Origin of the sequence: Roseovarius sp. EL26 (assembly GCF_900327775.1) — a bacterium.
Lineage (GTDB): Bacteria > Pseudomonadota > Alphaproteobacteria > Rhodobacterales > Rhodobacteraceae > Roseovarius.
In genome coordinates this window covers 919,471-936,392 of sequence record NZ_OUMZ01000007.1, presented here as the reverse complement: position 1 = coordinate 936,392, position 16,922 = coordinate 919,471, and the positions used below count along the sequence as shown (strand labels likewise).

The following is a 16,922-nucleotide window of genomic DNA, read 5'->3' as shown; positions in this document are numbered from 1 at the left end:
AGCGTTTTGCGTTGATCTGAATTGAAATGGAGCTCACATGAACGCGTTAACTTAAAGTCTTTTCGCAAAACCTTGACGTGCCAGCGCAATAAATCTGGAGAGCCGGTTGCTAAGTTGATTGCACACACAGCGTAACAAACACGATCAACCGAAAGGAACCAAAAGATGAAAACCGTAATGATCACATCCACCACTATACTCGTCCTTGTTGCAAGCGCCGGAATGTCCACGGCGGGCCCGCTGGGTGACCACAATCTACGCGACCGCGCACAGGATACCCGCTCAGAGGTTTCGCAGGCACGCGATCATGTTGTTGACAGAGCAGCCAATAACGCGCGTGCCAGCGATACTGTAGCAGCCATCGAACAGGACGCAGAGCAAAGAGCGCAATACATATGCAGATCAGTACCTTGATGCGTTTGGGTATGCCATATCCGGAAGCCTTAAATTCAAAGCATGGACAGATAACCCCAACAAACCGCCAATCGGGCGCCCTATTTGAGGTACAAAAACAGCGCACATCGCCCTGGTTCACAGTGCTTGCCGGTTTGCATAAACCGAGGCCAGCCTAACCAGCCCGAACACTACCCGGCGATTGGCCTGTCCAGGTCTTGTAGGCATTCGTGAATGCCGCCTGATCAGAGTAACCAAGCGCAAAAGCAATGTCAGAAAGACTGAGCTTGGGATCATCAAGATATTGCTCTGCCAGCCTGGCACGAATGTCCTTCAGCAGTTGTTTATAGGTCGTACCTTCCTTGGCCAGTTTACGTCCAAGCGTACTGATACTCATCCCAAGTGTCTTCGCAACGTCATCTTGTGTTGGAGCAGTAAAAGACAGACGCGAGGTTATTTCGCTCTGCACCAAAGAACTTGTTTCACCAATGTCCGGCGCTAAATCCGACATCAGAGTTTGCACATGTGTTTCAAGGTGCAAAAGCAAGGCGGGATCCGCATCTCTGATCGGGATATCCAAAATTGTCTTGTCAAACAGGATACCCGGAACGCGTTGACTCTGTTTGACTTTAATCGACAAAACCTCGGATATTTGTGTTTGCGCGTCTTCCGTCAATTCATGCGGGAAACGTATCTCATGGATAGACAGGGGCGTCGCGGCTGCAATTTGAAGACTGGTCAAAAAAGCGGAAATTCGAAATTCATTATGAGCGCCATCAGCACGCATCAGCTGGGATATGGAATCTATCTCCAGAAACATGCCATTCCCGTCCTCATAGAAGGACAATTTGGCAAATCCCCGCACCAAGCGGGCGTAGTTCACAGCCTTCTCAATGGCCTCGCCAACGGTCGGAGAATTCAAAAAAACATAACTAAGAAGTGTCGTCTTTCTGGGGTTGAATGTTCTTCCGGCTGAGATCGCAAACAAGCGGTCACCGGTTTCTTGGACGGCAAGCTCCAATAGTCGCAGCTCGTTCCGGACATCAACAAAGTTTGGCGGGGTTTCGTGAATATCAACGGGTAGGTTGGCCGATCTCAGAAGCGCAACAATATCTGAACCACGGTTTTCCAAAAGCTTGGCGATGTGATGGACGCCAAAACCCGGGACATTCCAAATATCGTCATCCGAATTCCCTTGGTTCTCTTTCATACCGATATGTCGCCCTAGACTGAAGCGCCCTGCAAGCTCGGGGCGTATTGCGTTTTAAGCTATGTTAAACAGGGTGCCAAAGCTATGCCAAGCATTCGTTTCGTTGCCACTAGAAGACCAGGCAGTTGAGGCGCCGACACTATTAGGAACAAGGGCGACACTACATCCGGCGACCAAAGACCTCGCTTCTTCTGCTCAGATCCCTGGAAACCCTTCTGCCGTTTGGTCTGACGGACGCGAGCCACTCACACTATTTTGAAAGTATCAAATCACTGGTGCAGAAACAGGCGTTGGTCAGACCACAGTTGTCAGTTGGTCGCATGCCGACAGAACGCCCGACCGATTGAATCTGATCACTTACATGCAACAAAGGCAATCAAGCGGCGGCACGGCTACTTGTTGGAAAATCACAAAAAACTGAGCACTTCTCACAATACTCAAAGCTATGGCGGTCCTAGGTTGGAGATGTAACCAAATACAAGGAGATCAAAAATGAAACGCCTCTACACAATCAAAAAACTCATTGTCGCACCAGCACTGGTGATAGCACTGACGGCAGGGTCGATCATGGCAGGGCCACGTGATCACTTTGGCAGCGGTGACCGTCTCGGTGGCGCAATGTCAGGTCAGATTGCGAGCCGTGCCTATGCAAAGCAAATGGCTGAACATAAGATTGGTTCCTTCAAGAGTGGCAACAGCGTGTCAAGTTCTCACCATGTAGTTGATACTTCTGCCATCGGTGATGACGTATTGGCAAGATATGTCTTTACCCCTACAGAAGCCTCGTTCCTAAAGACTCTGTTTGACCAGCGTTAGGTGCTCAATCGATTAACCATATGACTGAAGCCGGAGGGTGAATCGCACCGGAGTCGACGCCGACAACTCCATAGGCATCGACGCAGGTGCGCATTTCACCGACCATATACCAACAGAGAACCATGGCGGTAGGGTACCTCCCGATCAATAGCGTGACCGTTGGGCGCGTTATAATGGTGGACATATCCCTCCGTGTTTTTCCACTTCAAACCACGGTTCTTAGTAACACTTTTACGCACCTTTTTTACTTCCTAGGAGGCTCAAATGAGCAAGCGGCCAAATGAGAAAAATGAACGTCTTAAACGTCGATTTTTAGAATATCGTAAGTATGCAAGACAACTTTCTAAAAAATCGCTTGATCGCGAAATTGCAGCGCTCGAACGCTTTGACGTTTGGAATGGACGCAAAGATTTCGCACGTTTTCACATTGAACAAGCGATGGGGTTTCGGACTCATTTGGAAAACAGCAAAACGCCAGTTGGGAAACCTCTTGGCAAGTCCACCATGCGGGCCATTCTGACAACCATGCGAGAATTTATTCTATCGTTATCGCAGCAAGATGGGTATCGTAGCCGGATCAAAGCCGCAGATTCTGACTACTTCAATTTGCAACGGCGGGATGAGGCGGAGGCCCGTGCGGCACCACCAGGTCCAGCACCTAGCATTAATCAAGCCAAACATGCGCTTGCGTTAATGCCAAGCGGAACGCCAATTCAGAAGCGGGATAAAGCCATATTTTCCTTTTGTGCCTGACAGGTATTCGGGTCGGCGCTTTGACCTCTCTGAAAATCAGGCATATTGATTTGGCTGAAAAATCCGTGACCAAAAACCCGCGGGAGGTAGCCACAAAATTTGGCAGGTTAATTGATACATTTTTTGCGAAGAGTTTTGAGGATGCAGAAACAGCTTTGATAGACTGGATTACCTATCTGGATGAAAAAGCACTGTAGTCATAAAGATTTTTGGAGTTGCTAAGCTCGGCATGTTTGGAGGCCCGGTCGAGATAGGAAGTCAGGTTGGAACACACGCCAATGTCTTCCGCACCATCGTAGCAAATGTTCATATGCAGACTTGATGCAGCCTCGTGCTCTTCGGTCGGAGAATACGTTTGCATTCGATGTTGTCCAACAAAGTGAGCAGCGCGACACGAAGACTCGCAGGTCGCGCCGTCTATCGTCGGATGAGTGTGAGAACACGCAGATGGCGTATCGTTAGTTTGGTTCAAAACGTCATCCCACCAAACCTCGCAGGAGTTCATCACCCACTCAGTGCGATAGTTGAGACTGGATTTGGCCGACAGCGACGCGGCCCCAGCGTCAGAGATCGCCTGTTGCTTTCGGGATGCAGTTATGTCGGCAACCGCGGCAGCAATACCAACTAAGGCGACAGACAATAACAGGTACTCAGTAACTTCCCAAAATCGACCTGAACGCTTTGATAAATAGAAGGTGGAGGCCAATGAAGTCGACACAAAAACTAGGAGAGGTTGTCCCCACGCACCTGCAATAAGATTAGACAAAGCCGTCTCATGGGTTGGCGCCTGTGGGCCCTTCAGTCGAATTGTATTGCACTTGCTACTGCAGCCCTCGCCAGGAGCATGTTTTAGAGACAAACGTCCTAGGGAATTTCGTTCAAAACGAGATCTAAGGTAGGGACCATGCTGAATTTTGCCACAAGACCAAAAGCAAAGCAAATTAGAGCAAAAGTAAATTGCTATCGCCAATGGAACGACTATGGGTGCCAAATGGCAGAACTATGTGTCGTCTTACATATGAGATGGTGGCGGACCGAGGAGGATTCGAACCCCCGACCCCCTGATTCGTAGTCAGGTACTCTATCCAGCTGAGCTATCGGTCCGTGAGGGGGGAACTAGACTTTGCGGCGGGGGTTTGCAAGAGGCTTTTTCAGAAAATGTCACTTTGCCGAAATATCGCCTTTAGGCAGGGTGATGACAAAGGTTGATCCGTTATCACTGGTGCTTTCTAGCTGCAAAGATCCACCGTGTCCGCGCAATAATTCATCGGCTATGCTCAACCCTAGGCCCGTACCACCTTTGGTCACGCCGCCGCGAAACGGGGTGAATAGGTTTTCCTGAGCCTTGGGAGGCAGGCCGGGGCCGGTGTCCAGGATTCTGATTCTCCAATCATCGTTGGACTCGTGAGCTGACACGTTGATTTCGCCGGGCTTTCCTGAATTTAGTATCGCCTGACGGGCGTTGCGCATCAGGTTCGAAATCACCCGATAGAGTTGCTCAGAATCGGCACGTATGGTCATTGCGTAGGGAATGTTTTGTGAAAAAATAACATCTGCATCGCCCACAGCTAACCGCTCGCTGTCAATGACGTCACTGACGATGTCCGTCAGCATAAACCGATTAAGTGTTGGCGAGGGTTCCTCGGCTTTGCCATAGGCAAGCGTGTTTTCACACAGGTTGACGGCGCGGGTGATCGAGTTGACCAGTTTGGGGGCCATACGGCGCACCTTTGGGTCTTCGCTCATCTCAATCCGGTCGGTGAAAAGTTGTGCGCTTGTTAGGATATTGCGCAGGTCATGACTAACCTTGGCGACGGCACCGCCAAGTTGCGCCAAACGTTCTTTTTGACGCAGTGCCGAGGTCAACTCTGTTTGCAGAGATTGCAGTGTTTCTTCCGCCTCTCGCAGCTCTGTGATTCCAGCAGACGGTTTTATAACACGTCGGGCATCTTCTGGGGCCGCAGCATATGCTTTCATATGACCAATCACACCTTCGATCGGTTTGACCAGAAAGCTGCGCACCGCCAGAAAGAGCAATCCCGCAGTGATGATAGAAATCACTGCAGACAACAGCAAAATACGAACACCGTAATCGATCATGGCATTGCGCAATGGGGTGGTTTCCAGCGTCACCTCGATCAACAGTCCGGCCATGCGTGCTGGTTCTCCGATCACGCGGATTACCTTTGGCTCAGCGTTCATGAGACAGACAATTGCGTCCTTGATCAGTTCCATTGCGGACACATCCCGCAAATCAAAGGTGCCTGCTACGGCCGAAGGCATGGGAGAGCTCAGCATAAGTTGGCGCGCTTCATTGCGTCGCAGCACCACGTTAAAGACACCAGCGTTTTGCAGTAGTTCTTCTTGCAGTTCTGGGCTGATGTCGTCAGTGGCTAAAAGCGCGAGAGACGCTATCTGCGCCTTTTCTAACCGCGCCATCAGGTAGTCTTCGCGAAAACGAGCTACAGAGGGTACAAAAATCATGATCTCAGCCAGCATCACAAAAACTGCTGTCAAAATCAGGAACCGGCCCGAAAGAGAATTCAATACACGCATGCTCGCCCTCGCATTGTCACGTTATGGTAGCCAGTTTTGTACAAACCTGACAGCCCGTTTCAGCGTTGGGTTGTCAAACAGTTTCGGCGAAAAATATGCCCCTGCCGCTCGTTTGTTGATTTCGCCAATTGTAGGGTAGGGTGCAACCATGGCCGCCACGTGTTTCATCTTCAATCCATTGGCAATGACCATGGACCATAGGTTGATCAATTCACCGGCTTGTGCGCCTACAATGGAGGCCCCGACGGGTTTGCCTTTGTATACCATTACCTTAATCAGGCCGGTGGTTTTACGCTCGGCTATAGCTCGGTCATTGTGATGGAAGTCAAAACGCGCGATCTCTAGCTTGTCGCCGTATAGGACGCGAGCCTCAGATTCTTGTAACCCAACTTGTGCCAGCTCTGGCTCAGTGTACGTGGCCCAGGGGATGTGATCAGTGCGTTGTTTTGCGGGCAAACCCAGCAGGGCAGAGCGAATTATCAGACCTGCGTGATATCCGGCGACGTGGGTGAATTGCAACCCACCGGCAACATCGCCGATGGCATAGACTCGTTTGTTGGAGGTTATCAGGTGGTCGTTGACTACGATGCCACGCCTGTTGGTTTCAATGCCCGCTGCACCAAGGTTGAGCTTATCGATATTCGGCATGCGCCCAACGGCCATCAGAAGGTGCGTGCCCTGAAAGCTGCGCCCGTCCTTGGTATCAACCGTGATAGTGCCGGCTGTCTTGCTGATGTTTGTGGCCAATGCATTTTCGGCGATCTCAATGCCTTCTTCGCGAAGCCTATCCAGCACGATTGCTGTCAGTTCAGGGTCATCATTGCCAAGCGCCGTTGCGCCTTCGATCACCGTGACCTTAGATCCCAGCCTGCGATGCGCCTGGGCCATCTCCATACCAATCGGGCCGCCACCAATAATTAACAGGTGATCGGGCTGTTCGCGCTGATCAAATAGGGTTTCATTGGTCTCATACGGGACATTTTCCAAACCAGGGATGGGCGGTACAAAGGGCGAGGAACCTGTTGAAATCACGATTCGGCGGGCCGTGATGGTAGTATCACCCGCCTGCACTTCGGTGTCAGAGATAAAGCGGCCATATTCGCGAATAACTTGCACGCCAAGGCTCTCAAACCGCTCTTGGCTATCGACCGGCTCAATTTGGGCGATGACATCGGCAACGTGGTCTTTAGCCGCTGCATAATCCACAACGGGTTTTACATCGGCGATTCCAAAATTGCTTGTATGGGCCTGATGATAGGCGGCTTTACCACTGGCCAGAAGAGCCTTTGATGGGACGCAGCCAAAGTTTAGGCAATCGCCACCCATTTTGTGCCCTTCAAGCAGGACAACTTTTGCTCCCATTTGAACTGCGCCAGCAGCAACAGACAACCCGCCTGATCCTGCCCCGATGACCAGCAGGTCAGTTTTGATCTTGGTCATGTTCAAAATTCCTTTTTGCCACGCAGGGCTTTGATGACAATCGGTAGGGCGGCAAGGGCGCAAAGACCCAAGATAGGGCCAATAACTTGCGGTTCCCACAGTAGGGATAGGTCAGGGCTCTCTCCGCGATCAAATACTTCTCCCAGTCCCACACCTATCCAGGTAAACACAATCGCACCGGGGATAATGCCCAGCAGAGTGGTGAAAGCAAAGTTGCGAAATTTGACACCGACCAGCGCGGGTAGCAGGTTGGCGACAAAGAAGGGCACGACTGGAATCAAACGCATTAAAAATAACACACTGATTTCATTCTCATGCAATCCGGTTTTTATTTTCTTAAATGTGCCGTCCGAGCTGTCCATTTTGGCAGCCAATGACCGGCCCAGACCCCAACGCGCCGCGAAAAAGATTGCAAAAGCTCCCAGTGAGGCGGCAATGACATTGAAAGCTGTGCCCAAACCCAAGCCAAACAGAAATCCACCAGTCACCGAAGCCACCGCAGCACCGGGCAGGGAAAACGCAACGATGATAAAGTAGATGGCAATAAAGCTAAGGACGAGACCAAGATAATTGGCATCCCGAAAGGCCAGTAGGGTTCCGCGTTGCTCTCGAAGTGTGTCAAAGCTCAGATATTCCCCCAAGGTGAAATAGCCAACGATGGCTGCTATCAGAATCGCAACCAGCGGCATGTGTCGCAACATGCCACTTTTTTGAGGGGTTTCTGGGGCTGTGGTTTCTTTCATATCCGGATCCGATGTTATTGTGGTGTCTCCTTAAATGAATGTTTCTATTTCAAATGGCTATAAACCTCACGTGTGGGTGATCAGCAGTGATGGAATTAAGTCTCGAGATGCCGCAAATTAGGCCAACTGTAACATCAGTGTGGAGAAATTCATGTTTTTGTTGCAAAAGCGGGTAGATGGGTTTGACTTGTTTTAAACTGCGGACTATAGCCGGGTCTCGAATTACACTTGGTTTGCGTTGATTCCTGATCGATGCGACCCTCAATGTCGGAGACGGAGCGATGAAACGCACCTTTCAGCCTTCTAACCTGGTCCGCAAGCGGCGCCACGGTTTTCGTGCGCGTATGGCAACTAAAGCTGGCCGCAAGATCCTTAATGCACGTCGCGCACGCGGTCGTAAAGAGCTGAGCGCATAAGCGCCAATCTTAGGATTGAGAACATGAAACCGCCGGGGAACTCTGTTAGTCACACAGAGAGTATTTCCCCGGCGGCTTCCGTTTGTCTGCAAGTTTTGCGAACAAGGCCGCAGTTTATTGCCGCGTCCAAAGCGAAATGGCGCAGAATGCCGTCGATGACGGTGCAAGCGCGGCCGCGCAATGATGATAGCCCGTTGATTGGAATGGGTTTTACCTGCTCCAAGAAAGTCGGGAATGCCGTGGCGCGTAATCGGGCCAAACGTCGCCTGCGTGAAGTGGCACGGGCCGTTCTGCCGGATCAAGGGCGCGAAGGCTGGGATTATGTGCTGATCGGGCGGGCCAATGTGACGGCAGAGCGCCCGTATGAGACGCTGATCGCAGACCTGCAAGAGGCTTTAAAATATCTGCACAAACCCGCAAAATGAGCCCTCTGGCGCATATCCTGTCATGGCCGGTCAAGGCCTACCGTTTGGTGTTTTCGCCGTGGGTGGGCCACAACTGTCGGTATCACCCAACTTGCAGTAAGTACGCACTTGAAGCTCTTGAAAGTCATGGGGGAATTCGCGGTGGATGGTTGGCATTCCGGCGTATTTTACGCTGCCATCCGTGGGGGAGTTGCGGCATTGATCCGGTTCCAGAGCGCGACGAAGCAAAAGACAAATCGTAAACAGGGCGAACGTACAGGATGTACGTTTTACCCCCTCGTTATGTACACAAATCAGGTGAATCGCGATACTTTGGATGTGCCGGCCTTGCTGGCTTAGAAAATTTGACTGCAGTTGATCCATAGCCGCCGGTGTGCTGTGCAACGAACGACAAGTTGGGCCCGATGTGACCGCCGTTACAAAAAGCCTCGAAAGGCGGTCTCCCGGAAAAAGGAGAGCCTATCTAATTCTACTAAACCAACAGCTCGATCTCTCCTACTGGGAACCTGATTTACGATGAATACGCTTGGCAGCAAGAGTAATGCCGCCAGTGTGTGTTCTCTCGCCACTGGGCGGCGCGAAAATCAGCCATTGGTGCTGACCCGCAGCTATATTGGTGCCTAGCCCTGGGTAACTTAGTGCGCGCACCGATGCCCAACTGCCTTGGCTATACCTCGTTCTTAGGTTGGCTCAGTCTTTTCCACTCTGCGTCGCGATTTGACACCTGAAAAGAGCGTGCGGCAATGTCATCTTAACCGATTGAGCCGCTGGTTTGTGAAATTGATGGTGAGGTCGAGAAACCGACACAATTGGCACGTAAGGTTGCTACGCCTCATTACTTTTGTTTAGTTTTCGGGCCGCTCTTTGGGCACGAGGATGCGGTGTTGACCTCTTATTTAGGCCAATCAACTTTCGGGTGACAAAGAAATTGTCTATATACGAGGTCAGATTAAACTCTTCCTCAGACGAAATATTACGGCCTTTATGATTTCCCATGACGTCTTCCATCAGGCGTAACATGAATGAAACACAATCCTCTGGCGCATCGGAATATTCGCTATTTTCCCAAAAACTGGTCTGTAAATCTTCTATAAAATAGATTCCTCCCGGAGGAAGTAACGGCAGTAAAGTACGCAGACCAATAATTTGATGAGACCAGAAATGGCTAGCGTCATCAATAACGACATGCGGTTTGTACTTTTCATATACCGCGGTTAAAAACTTGGGGTCAGAAGCATCTCCGATTTCGATAGCAATACGATCTCCCTCAAAATTCTTGGAGATCTTACGGATATCCACCCCAACAATTTGTGCATTAGGGAAATAGTCACGCCAAACCCTCAAAGATGGCGCTTCTTTACTTGGAATACCCACTCCCAATTCAAGCAAGGTAAAGGTTTCATATCTAAGAGGCGCCAACATAAATTCATACAATCGCGTATAGTCGTGATGCTCTGAACTCTTGTCGGTGTTGTGTTCTTTTGCCAGATCATCAAGCTTGCCAACAGGAAATCGAGTTTTCAATATCTCAAGGTTCTTGTTGTTTGATAAGTCGGGCGAATCTATGTTGGTATTTTCCTTCGTTTTAAGAGCCTTATCAGTAGATTGCAGTGACTGCTTTGCCATTTACTTTCCTAAAACTAGAATCGAACAATTTTAGTATTTTGTAAGTGGTATCAGCCCAGTTTGTCAAAGTTCCTTTGACGTCGCGCTTAGATACCGCGCCCGTGTAAGCAATATGTGAACCGCGACACTTGTTTATGCCAGGGTAGGGCACTCAATGTATTACCTCCATCATCGATTATTTCTTATTTACGTACTGACTGGATCTAGAGATTTTTGGACCGATTATTCACTCTCTGTGGGATTTAGGGATGCGCGATAATCGTGAGGCTACATGCACCGTTGTGGAACACTATGGAGCCTGAACACTCTCGGGTAGATCATCAATGTCTGCTTTGAAGAAGCTGAAGTGCCGCTATCAAGTGCACGATAAAGGCCCGCTATGGGCTGCTTGCCAATGGCGAAAGATGGTATGACACCATATATACGGTTGTGACTGCGCTAAGTCGATGGTTTTGGTTTTTGCAAACAAATTAGAATATGGGCAAAATATGCTTTAAGTAAGCTAAACAAAAAAGGATCTATCGTATCAATAAGTTTGACCTCAAAACGCTATCAATAGCTCATCAAGACGTGGTTAAAAACACTCGTCGATGGCTTGAACAAATGGTCGTCGGATTAAATCTATGCCCATTTTCCTCTAGCGTCATAGCCCGAAACCAAGTGTATTATGCCGTATGTGATGCCACCACCGATGCAGAATTAAAGCAGTTCTATGTGAATGAACTACAGCGCCTGCTTGGGGCTAACGAAAAAGACGTTGCCACTAGCTTGCTCATGTTTACCCAAGGTCTAGAAGAGTTCGATGATTACCTCGACTTACTCGATTGGTTTCAGCAGTTATTGGATAAAGCAGAACTGACAGAGCATGTGCAATTAGCGTCATTTCATCCTCAATATCAATTTGAGGGTGTGGCAGCAGACGATCTCAGCCACTTTACTAATCGCTCACCCTATCCAACCATACATCTTCTGCGTCAAGATCAGATGACTAAAGTCCTCGCACACGTCTTGGACCCCGAGAAGATTTATATAGATAACATAAAAACATTGAATAAACTTGGTCGTCGACAGGTCGAAGCACTCTGTCCCTGGGGTACATAAAAACTATTTTGGATCGTCGTGTAACTACATCCTTCGTCAGGTTTTATTGCTCCAAAGGCGGCTTAAGCTAAGAGAGAGTTAGGCTCATCTGGGTTATTGCATTGCTACGGTTCAACTTTGTGGTGAGCGAGGCCATAGCATGTTGATGTGCGAACGTGGAGAATGGCCACGAAGAGCCCATTTCTACCGCTCACAATATCTCAAGTTTCATGTACTTGGACTAATCGGCGATGTGGGACGTGTGCCCAGTGCCATCCTCTTGTCACGGGACATCTACCGATTGAAGGGCAGGGCGGAAAGCAGTCATTCGCTACGGTCGCAAGGCTAAGCTAGATGGTCACGAAAGCTGCCATTCAGTTGCGCACATTCGTGGCGAATTCATAGGAATGATTATTAAAGAAAAAAGAAACACTCATTAGTCGAAAAGTAGGCTACCAATAGCGCTTTGAGCCGAATTGAGTTTAGGTACCTTTTTTTGTCAGAGATCAAAGCAGCATCTTATTCGTGTAGTTTGGCTTCAACAAATGACCTTCCATTTTCAGGGGCATGATTAGGAGCTGCTGGAGTACAGGCAAATCGAAAGGTAGCGCTTCCATAAGCGCTGGATTTGAGCAATATAAAACAATCGCAGTCATCAACAACGAAGTCTATACGCTCACCAACTGATATTTGCTTAGTATTATTCGCATAACTGATTATGAGGTTACCTCCCATCAAAGAGCTTACGCCAAGCATAAGCTTCGGCTCCGACAACCAGTGTGCTTGCTTGTTGTCAGTTATCTCAAAATCCTTCACTACGACGTATCCAACCACGAGTTGCTCACGAATTTCCTTTAAAGCAATTTCTTTGCTCTCTATTGCCAGCTTTGCTTTCGCCAATAGATCAGAGTATTTCTCATCAAGCTCGTTTTGAACCTCCTTTTGAGCTGTGGCATATGTTTCATGAGGCGCGTGTTTTGTTAATGAATTTGTGTGCGAAGAAATCAGAATCGCAATCGATGAAATCATCCATGCAGTTGCAAAGAGAGTAAAGTTAACGGCAAACAGAAAGCTTTGACGTTTAGAGCTGCGTCTACAGTAAGGCATGTGTTTCTCCGGAGTGCTCAGAAGTTCAGTTGTTTTAAAAATAACCGACAACACGTTACCCATCATCTGCTCAACAGAATGGGCGCTGACAATTTGGGATAAGCCACTATCCAAAAGATAGTTGGAGTATCCGAGTGCACCAGTGCTCCAATAAATTTTGAATCATATTCTGGTGGTAGTCAGAACATACGAATACAGCTGGAGTAATGAGTCATGAGCAATTTAAAGATAGCGCAATATGTAAACCGTATTGAGATCCTATTTCTTACTCGACAAATAGTACTGGGAGGTCTGCTCGCATTGGCACCCATTGTAACACATGCGGTTCCATTAAGTTTTGACCAAATGATTAACGCAACAACCGGCAATAATCTTTTGGGAAATACAACAGATGAACGAACGATATTCTTTAGAAACGTTGCCAGTGATAACGGTCAAACGGTTGATGCGAAGATCACCACAACAATCAAAGGCGAAACAGATTTTGCCGATCAGCGAAACCCCAATGCTGAAAACTATTTTGGCGATCCAGGCTTCATCCCAGACTATCGAAACAGTACAGGTGGTCCACAGGATGATTTGGGTTTTTTGTACTATGGCAACGGCATCAACAGTTTAGAAAATGGGATTTCCATGACGTTGGAGTTCTTCGATGGAACTGATGATTTGTCGGGATCTTTCCTCCATCCAACACTGCTTACCAGCCTAGAAATCGCAATCTACGATGTAGACGGAGAAGCGTCTCAATCAGAATACTTTTTTGCACAGAAAGCGGACGGGTTAACCTCGTACTTTACGGGTAACAGCCCTCAGGCATTAGTTGCGACAGATCTTGGCGACAGTATTTTGTTTGAGGGTCCTGGCACAAACTTTTCTGAATCAGACGCAAGTGGTGCAGCTATTTTGTATTATGAACTAACTGATGCCGTAAATCTCAGCTTCGGATCAAAACAAACTGGCGGTCCCAACCAAAACGCCGTCTTTTCTGCAATTGATGGCGACCTCAGCTTGTTTGCAGGCGAAGATTTCGGCGAACCAGTGACGGTATCTACGATTCCTCTTTCGGCGAGCGTGATCTTTCTTCTTTCCGGTATCGCGGCTTACCTCATCATTGGAGGAAAAGCAGCACGCCCAATTTTTATATCTAGGACACTTGGCAAACGATAGCCTGCTTGCTGACGAATTAGATATGAAGCTTTCTTCGTAAGGCAAATTAAAAGGAATAGAGCCTGGGCCTGCTTAACGTAGACATTTGATTAACTCTTTGTTTTTTCAGTGCCATTCGCAAAGCGATGCAAAGGTTATCATATGGCTTTACAATAGTTCTGAAATCTCTCTTGCGAGCTCAGGTAAAACTGTGTGTTTTATAGACAGCCAAGCTTCGGCGTCGCAATTTTCAATTTTTTGCAAATCCGACCATAAGCTTTGTTTTCCCAAAATGGATGCTGACCCAGAAAGCTTATGAGCTTTTTGTTTGGTGGTTAAACTCAATTCCGGTTCCCTTTCGAGCGTACGGTAAAGATTTTGCAAGTCAGCTCCCAGATCTTTCAGGGCATCCAGATATTTCTTTTCTCCAAAACGCCGTTGAAAGTCTGTTACGGTGTTTGAGCCGCTCTCATCGATATGGAAGTCCTTCTCTCCTTCCAATATCGCGATGATGTTTGCATTCAGCTCATTAAGATCGACCGGCTTTACCAGCAAGGCTTCAAAGGGCGCTTGAAGGATCTTACGTTTATCTTGTTCTGAGGTATGTGCGGTTACAGCAATGGCAGGGACATTGCTCCATGCTACGTCTAGTGCCCGTATAGAATTCAAGGTTTCTATGCCATCAATTCCTGGCATACTGATATCAATAAAAGCGATATCAAAAGCGTTTTGAGACAACATTTTAATCGCTTCATATCCATCAGAGGCTTGTTCAACATTAAAACCGATATCCAGCAACATGTCCGTCATGATCATACGGTTTATCTCGTTGTCGTCCACAATGATCGCCTTGAAATTTGCCATCACGGTAATAGGTAGAATATCGAATTTTTCAGGATCCGGCTGCGGCATCGGCTCCACCATAGGAAGAGGAAGCCGTATCGTAAAAAGGCTACCTTCGCTGATAATGCTATCAGCTTCGATCTCTCCATTCATTGTTTCGACGAGGCGTTTCGTAATTGCTAGGCCGAGTCCTGTACCTACATTTTTTCTCGAAAAAGTGGTATCGATAGTCACAAATTCCTCAAAGACGCGGTCTAGATTTTCTGATGCGATGCCAACTCCATTGTCCGAAACTCGTATTTCCACAAGATTGTCCGAAGATAATCTTTCGACTTCAATAGCAACCGTACCTTCACTGGTGAATTTGATAGCATTGCCAACTAGATTCATCAGGCACTGCTGCAAAGACATTTTATAACCCAGTACAACTTCCAACTCTGTCGAAAGAAATTCGACTTTCAACTTGGTGCCGCGTGCTTCGGCGTTCGCCCTTAGACTATCTGCAACCTTCTGTACTAAATCCCGCAGATCAAACCGTGTCTCTTCTTGTTGAGAGGTGTCTGCAGAGAGGCTGGACAGATCTAAAACATCATTCACGTGAGATAACAGCAATTCTCCTGAAACGGTGATCGAGTTGAGATGTCGCTTCTGTCTTTCACTAAGATTATCAAGATTTATAAGCGAAAGGGAACCGAGTATGCCGTTTAGGGGCGTCCGCATTTCATGACTCATGATGGTCAATAACTCTGATTTCGCCTTTTCGCTTTCCTGTGCCTTGTCGCGTGCACTGCGCAGTTCCTCTTCGGCCTTAAGCTCTTTGGTGATGTCGCGTAGAAACGATACAAATACGCGCTCTCCATTGGCTTCTGACAATGATATCGATAGTTCCACCGGGAAAACTTCGCCCGATTTCCGCATCCCTTCTAAGCGTATACGTCCAGCGCCAATTACCCTCTGATCACCTGTTTCAAGAAATCGGTTCATTCCCTCAAAATGCATCTTGCGCATATGTTCCGGCACGATCATTTCGGCCATATCACCGCCAAGAGCGTCTTCCCGAGCATAGCCAAAGACAGATTCCGCAGCACCGTTGAATTCTATGATTTTACCGAACGTATCCACAACTAAAACTGCATCCAACGAGGAGGCTACTGCCGCTTCAAATTTTGAATGTACGATCTGGTTGTCGTGCGAAAAACGCTGGCTGCGCCTGTAGAGTTTTACCAATACTAAGACAGCTAAAATGAGAGCAAAAATTAATGCCAAACCAGAAATAGAAAGCTTGACCAATGTCTGTGAGAAGTTTTTGCGCCGTATCGCTTCTTCTTGTGCATGAATTTGAATACTTGCTAACGCAAGAGATCTCATATTCGGTCGCATGATGATGATTTGTGATTGAATGTCAGCAAGAGCATTCCGTAAAACAGCATCAGGCCCATCAACAATGGGCGTGGTGGTGTCAAGAAAGTCGGTTATGGATTGCAACCCCGACTTTACAACAGAATTATCCTGTATTTTTTCATATAAAATGCTCTGGGTCAGGGTAGATACCCGGCTGTAGAAGATATCAAATCGCGTTCGAAATTCAGAGAGAGTACTGTCAGAATCCTGCGCCGCTTCATAAGCTGCATTTTGTAGGCGCAGAACTTCGACTTCGAGCTGAGATACATTCCAACTGACATCATCATTCTGAGCAGTGGAAAGCATATTCAAATCGGACGTTATGGCTCGGCCTAGATACGCAATCGATAATAGGCAAGCTATTAGCATGCTCACGAATACTATGATTGGCCATCTAGCCATAAATTGAGGAGGTTCTTTGCTGTCGATCTCAACCCCGCTTTAATTCTCTGCTATGACTTCAAGTCGATTAAGCTGCCATACACTGCGCGAATAGTACTCTTCAGACCTATAAGATTTATTATCATCAAATGGATAGATTATCCACAAAGGTCCTTTGTCGCGTATGGACATTTCCACGCCATCTCGCATGTAAGCTATGATTGGACCACCTTTGACAGCATCTGCAGTCGGAATCTTCACCGCATAATCATTTAAGGCTATAGCATTGATTGTGCCCTTGGACGCACCGACGTGATTTAACAGAGTAATCAAAAGCACACCCTCAAAGGTGTGCGAGCGTTCGGTCCATATCGTGCTAGTCTCAAATCTGACAGTTGAGAGAGCCTTTAGGTCCATAATATCAAACGCCCAGGTTTCACCTTTGTCTGATGCCGCGATATCACCGGAAACTGTCAGAACAGTCTCATTCGATAAGACATGTGAGGGTAGGCATACTACGAGTACCACCCATGCAGCCTTCAAAGCGTTAATCATAACAGGTCAACTCCGTGCTGGTGATGTTTTG

17 protein-coding genes and 1 tRNA gene are annotated in these 16,922 nt (G+C 47.9%); 8 read left to right on the top strand and 10 right to left on the bottom strand.

The genetic code is table 11. The features are described 5' to 3' along the window. The first annotated feature begins 165 nt into the window (after window positions 1-165). Window positions 166-414 carry a hypothetical protein gene (locus tag D9A02_RS12420; protein WP_120501263.1) on the top strand — a complete coding sequence of 83 codons (249 nt, stop codon included), beginning with the start codon at window positions 166-168 and terminating at the stop codon, window positions 412-414. Between the two features lie 154 nt (window positions 415-568). Here D9A02_RS12420 and D9A02_RS12415 read toward each other — a convergent pair whose 3' ends face one another. Next, complete coding sequence (locus tag D9A02_RS12415) at window positions 569-1,603, bottom strand: AraC family transcriptional regulator (RefSeq protein ID WP_120501262.1); 1,035 nt, start codon at window positions 1,601-1,603, stop codon at window positions 569-571. Between the two features lie 492 nt (window positions 1,604-2,095). Here D9A02_RS12415 and D9A02_RS12410 point away from each other — a divergent pair, with 492 nt between their 5' ends. Then, window positions 2,096-2,419 (top strand): hypothetical protein, encoded by a 324-nt coding sequence (locus tag D9A02_RS12410; RefSeq protein ID WP_120501261.1) that lies wholly within the window; start codon window positions 2,096-2,098, stop codon window positions 2,417-2,419. Between the two features lie 264 nt (window positions 2,420-2,683). Further along, entirely contained in the window at window positions 2,684-3,172 is a 489-nt protein-coding gene (locus tag D9A02_RS12405; protein WP_120501260.1) for a hypothetical protein, read from the top strand. A 172-nt stretch (window positions 3,173-3,344) separates the two neighbouring features. Here the strand turns inward: D9A02_RS12405 and D9A02_RS19245 are convergent, their stop codons facing one another. The 5 genes from D9A02_RS19245 to D9A02_RS12380 all read right to left on the bottom strand — a co-directional run bounded on the left by D9A02_RS19245 (window position 3,345) and on the right by D9A02_RS12380 (window position 7,911). Further along, the gene (locus D9A02_RS19245; RefSeq protein ID WP_162933058.1) at window positions 3,345-3,533 is read right to left on the bottom strand and encodes a hypothetical protein; all 189 of its coding nucleotides are present in this window, start codon (window positions 3,531-3,533) and stop codon (window positions 3,345-3,347) included. 666 nt (window positions 3,534-4,199) lie between these two features. Further along, window positions 4,200-4,276, bottom strand: a tRNA-Arg gene (locus D9A02_RS12395). A gap of 57 nt (window positions 4,277-4,333) precedes the next feature. Further along, window positions 4,334-5,728, bottom strand: coding sequence for a HAMP domain-containing sensor histidine kinase (locus tag D9A02_RS12390; protein ID WP_120501258.1), 1,395 nt, complete (start codon window positions 5,726-5,728; stop codon window positions 4,334-4,336). Between the two features lie 21 nt (window positions 5,729-5,749). Continuing rightward, window positions 5,750-7,168, bottom strand: a complete 1,419-nt coding sequence (locus D9A02_RS12385) for an NAD(P)/FAD-dependent oxidoreductase (RefSeq protein WP_120501257.1) — start codon at window positions 7,166-7,168, stop codon at window positions 5,750-5,752. 2 nt (window positions 7,169-7,170) lie between these two features. Next, window positions 7,171-7,911 carry a TVP38/TMEM64 family protein gene (locus D9A02_RS12380; protein ID WP_120501256.1) on the bottom strand — a complete coding sequence of 247 codons (741 nt, stop codon included), beginning with the start codon at window positions 7,909-7,911 and terminating at the stop codon, window positions 7,171-7,173. A gap of 281 nt (window positions 7,912-8,192) precedes the next feature. Here D9A02_RS12380 and rpmH point away from each other — a divergent pair, with 281 nt between their 5' ends. The 3 genes from rpmH to yidD are packed head-to-tail and all read left to right on the top strand — an operon-like array spanning window position 8,193 to window position 8,994. Then, complete coding sequence (gene rpmH / locus D9A02_RS12375) at window positions 8,193-8,327, top strand: 50S ribosomal protein L34 (protein ID WP_027241708.1); 135 nt, start codon at window positions 8,193-8,195, stop codon at window positions 8,325-8,327. A gap of 23 nt (window positions 8,328-8,350) precedes the next feature. Continuing rightward, a complete protein-coding gene (gene rnpA, locus D9A02_RS12370) occupies window positions 8,351-8,752 on the top strand; it encodes a ribonuclease P protein component (protein ID WP_120501255.1) in 402 nt (133 codons plus the stop codon). Then, on the top strand, window positions 8,749-8,994 hold the full coding sequence (yidD, locus tag D9A02_RS12365) for a membrane protein insertion efficiency factor YidD (RefSeq protein WP_120501254.1): 246 nt from the start codon (window positions 8,749-8,751) through the stop codon (window positions 8,992-8,994). The genes rnpA and yidD overlap by 4 nt, the downstream gene beginning before the upstream one ends. 583 nt (window positions 8,995-9,577) lie before the next feature. Here yidD and D9A02_RS12360 read toward each other — a convergent pair. Then, window positions 9,578-10,378, bottom strand: coding sequence for a hypothetical protein (locus D9A02_RS12360; protein WP_120501253.1), 801 nt, complete (start codon window positions 10,376-10,378; stop codon window positions 9,578-9,580). Window positions 10,379-10,948: 570 nt separating this feature from the next. Between D9A02_RS12360 and D9A02_RS12355 the strand changes: the two genes are divergently transcribed. Next, window positions 10,949-11,479 carry a DUF1415 domain-containing protein gene (locus D9A02_RS12355; RefSeq protein WP_301951090.1) on the top strand — a complete coding sequence of 177 codons (531 nt, stop codon included), beginning with the start codon at window positions 10,949-10,951 and terminating at the stop codon, window positions 11,477-11,479. A 498-nt stretch (window positions 11,480-11,977) separates the two neighbouring features. Here the strand turns inward: D9A02_RS12355 and D9A02_RS12350 are convergent, their stop codons facing one another. Next, window positions 11,978-12,628, bottom strand: coding sequence for a hypothetical protein (locus D9A02_RS12350; protein ID WP_120501251.1), 651 nt, complete (start codon window positions 12,626-12,628; stop codon window positions 11,978-11,980). A 150-nt stretch (window positions 12,629-12,778) separates the two neighbouring features. Here D9A02_RS12350 and D9A02_RS12345 point away from each other — a divergent pair, with 150 nt between their 5' ends. Then, complete coding sequence (locus D9A02_RS12345; protein ID WP_162933057.1) at window positions 12,779-13,732, top strand: hypothetical protein; 954 nt, start codon at window positions 12,779-12,781, stop codon at window positions 13,730-13,732. Window positions 13,733-13,879: 147 nt separating this feature from the next. Here the strand turns inward: D9A02_RS12345 and D9A02_RS12340 are convergent, their stop codons facing one another. Then, window positions 13,880-16,261 carry an ATP-binding protein gene (locus D9A02_RS12340; RefSeq protein ID WP_254054689.1) on the bottom strand — a complete coding sequence of 794 codons (2,382 nt, stop codon included), beginning with the start codon at window positions 16,259-16,261 and terminating at the stop codon, window positions 13,880-13,882. Between the two features lie 135 nt (window positions 16,262-16,396). Beyond that, window positions 16,397-16,891 carry an oxidoreductase gene (locus D9A02_RS12335; RefSeq protein ID WP_120501248.1) on the bottom strand — a complete coding sequence of 165 codons (495 nt, stop codon included), beginning with the start codon at window positions 16,889-16,891 and terminating at the stop codon, window positions 16,397-16,399. Window positions 16,892-16,922 lie beyond the last annotated feature (31 nt).

What these genes read in the sequence shown, in the direction of transcription:
- D9A02_RS12420 (WP_120501263.1), top strand. Translation starts at nt 166, where the DNA reads ATGAAAACCGTAATGATCACATCCACCACTATACTCGTCCTTGTTGCA.
- D9A02_RS12415 (WP_120501262.1), bottom strand. Translation starts at nt 1,603, where the DNA reads ATGAAAGAGAACCAAGGGAATTCGGATGACGATATTTGGAATGTCCCG.
- D9A02_RS12410 (WP_120501261.1), top strand. Translation starts at nt 2,096, where the DNA reads ATGAAACGCCTCTACACAATCAAAAAACTCATTGTCGCACCAGCACTG.
- D9A02_RS12405 (WP_120501260.1), top strand. Translation starts at nt 2,684, where the DNA reads ATGAGCAAGCGGCCAAATGAGAAAAATGAACGTCTTAAACGTCGATTT.
- D9A02_RS19245 (WP_162933058.1), bottom strand. Translation starts at nt 3,533, where the DNA reads ATGCAAACGTATTCTCCGACCGAAGAGCACGAGGCTGCATCAAGTCTG.
- D9A02_RS12390 (WP_120501258.1), bottom strand. Translation starts at nt 5,728, where the DNA reads ATGCGTGTATTGAATTCTCTTTCGGGCCGGTTCCTGATTTTGACAGCA.
- D9A02_RS12385 (WP_120501257.1), bottom strand. Translation starts at nt 7,168, where the DNA reads ATGACCAAGATCAAAACTGACCTGCTGGTCATCGGGGCAGGATCAGGC.
- D9A02_RS12380 (WP_120501256.1), bottom strand. Translation starts at nt 7,911, where the DNA reads ATGAAAGAAACCACAGCCCCAGAAACCCCTCAAAAAAGTGGCATGTTG.
- rpmH (WP_027241708.1), top strand. Translation starts at nt 8,193, where the DNA reads ATGAAACGCACCTTTCAGCCTTCTAACCTGGTCCGCAAGCGGCGCCAC.
- rnpA (WP_120501255.1), top strand. Translation starts at nt 8,351, where the DNA reads ATGAAACCGCCGGGGAACTCTGTTAGTCACACAGAGAGTATTTCCCCG.
- yidD (WP_120501254.1), top strand. Translation starts at nt 8,749, where the DNA reads ATGAGCCCTCTGGCGCATATCCTGTCATGGCCGGTCAAGGCCTACCGT.
- D9A02_RS12360 (WP_120501253.1), bottom strand. Translation starts at nt 10,378, where the DNA reads ATGGCAAAGCAGTCACTGCAATCTACTGATAAGGCTCTTAAAACGAAG.
- D9A02_RS12350 (WP_120501251.1), bottom strand. Translation starts at nt 12,628, where the DNA reads ATGGGTAACGTGTTGTCGGTTATTTTTAAAACAACTGAACTTCTGAGC.
- D9A02_RS12345 (WP_162933057.1), top strand. Translation starts at nt 12,779, where the DNA reads ATGAGCAATTTAAAGATAGCGCAATATGTAAACCGTATTGAGATCCTA.
- D9A02_RS12340 (WP_254054689.1), bottom strand. Translation starts at nt 16,261, where the DNA reads ATGCTTTCCACTGCTCAGAATGATGATGTCAGTTGGAATGTATCTCAG.
- D9A02_RS12335 (WP_120501248.1), bottom strand. Translation starts at nt 16,891, where the DNA reads ATGATTAACGCTTTGAAGGCTGCATGGGTGGTACTCGTAGTATGCCTA.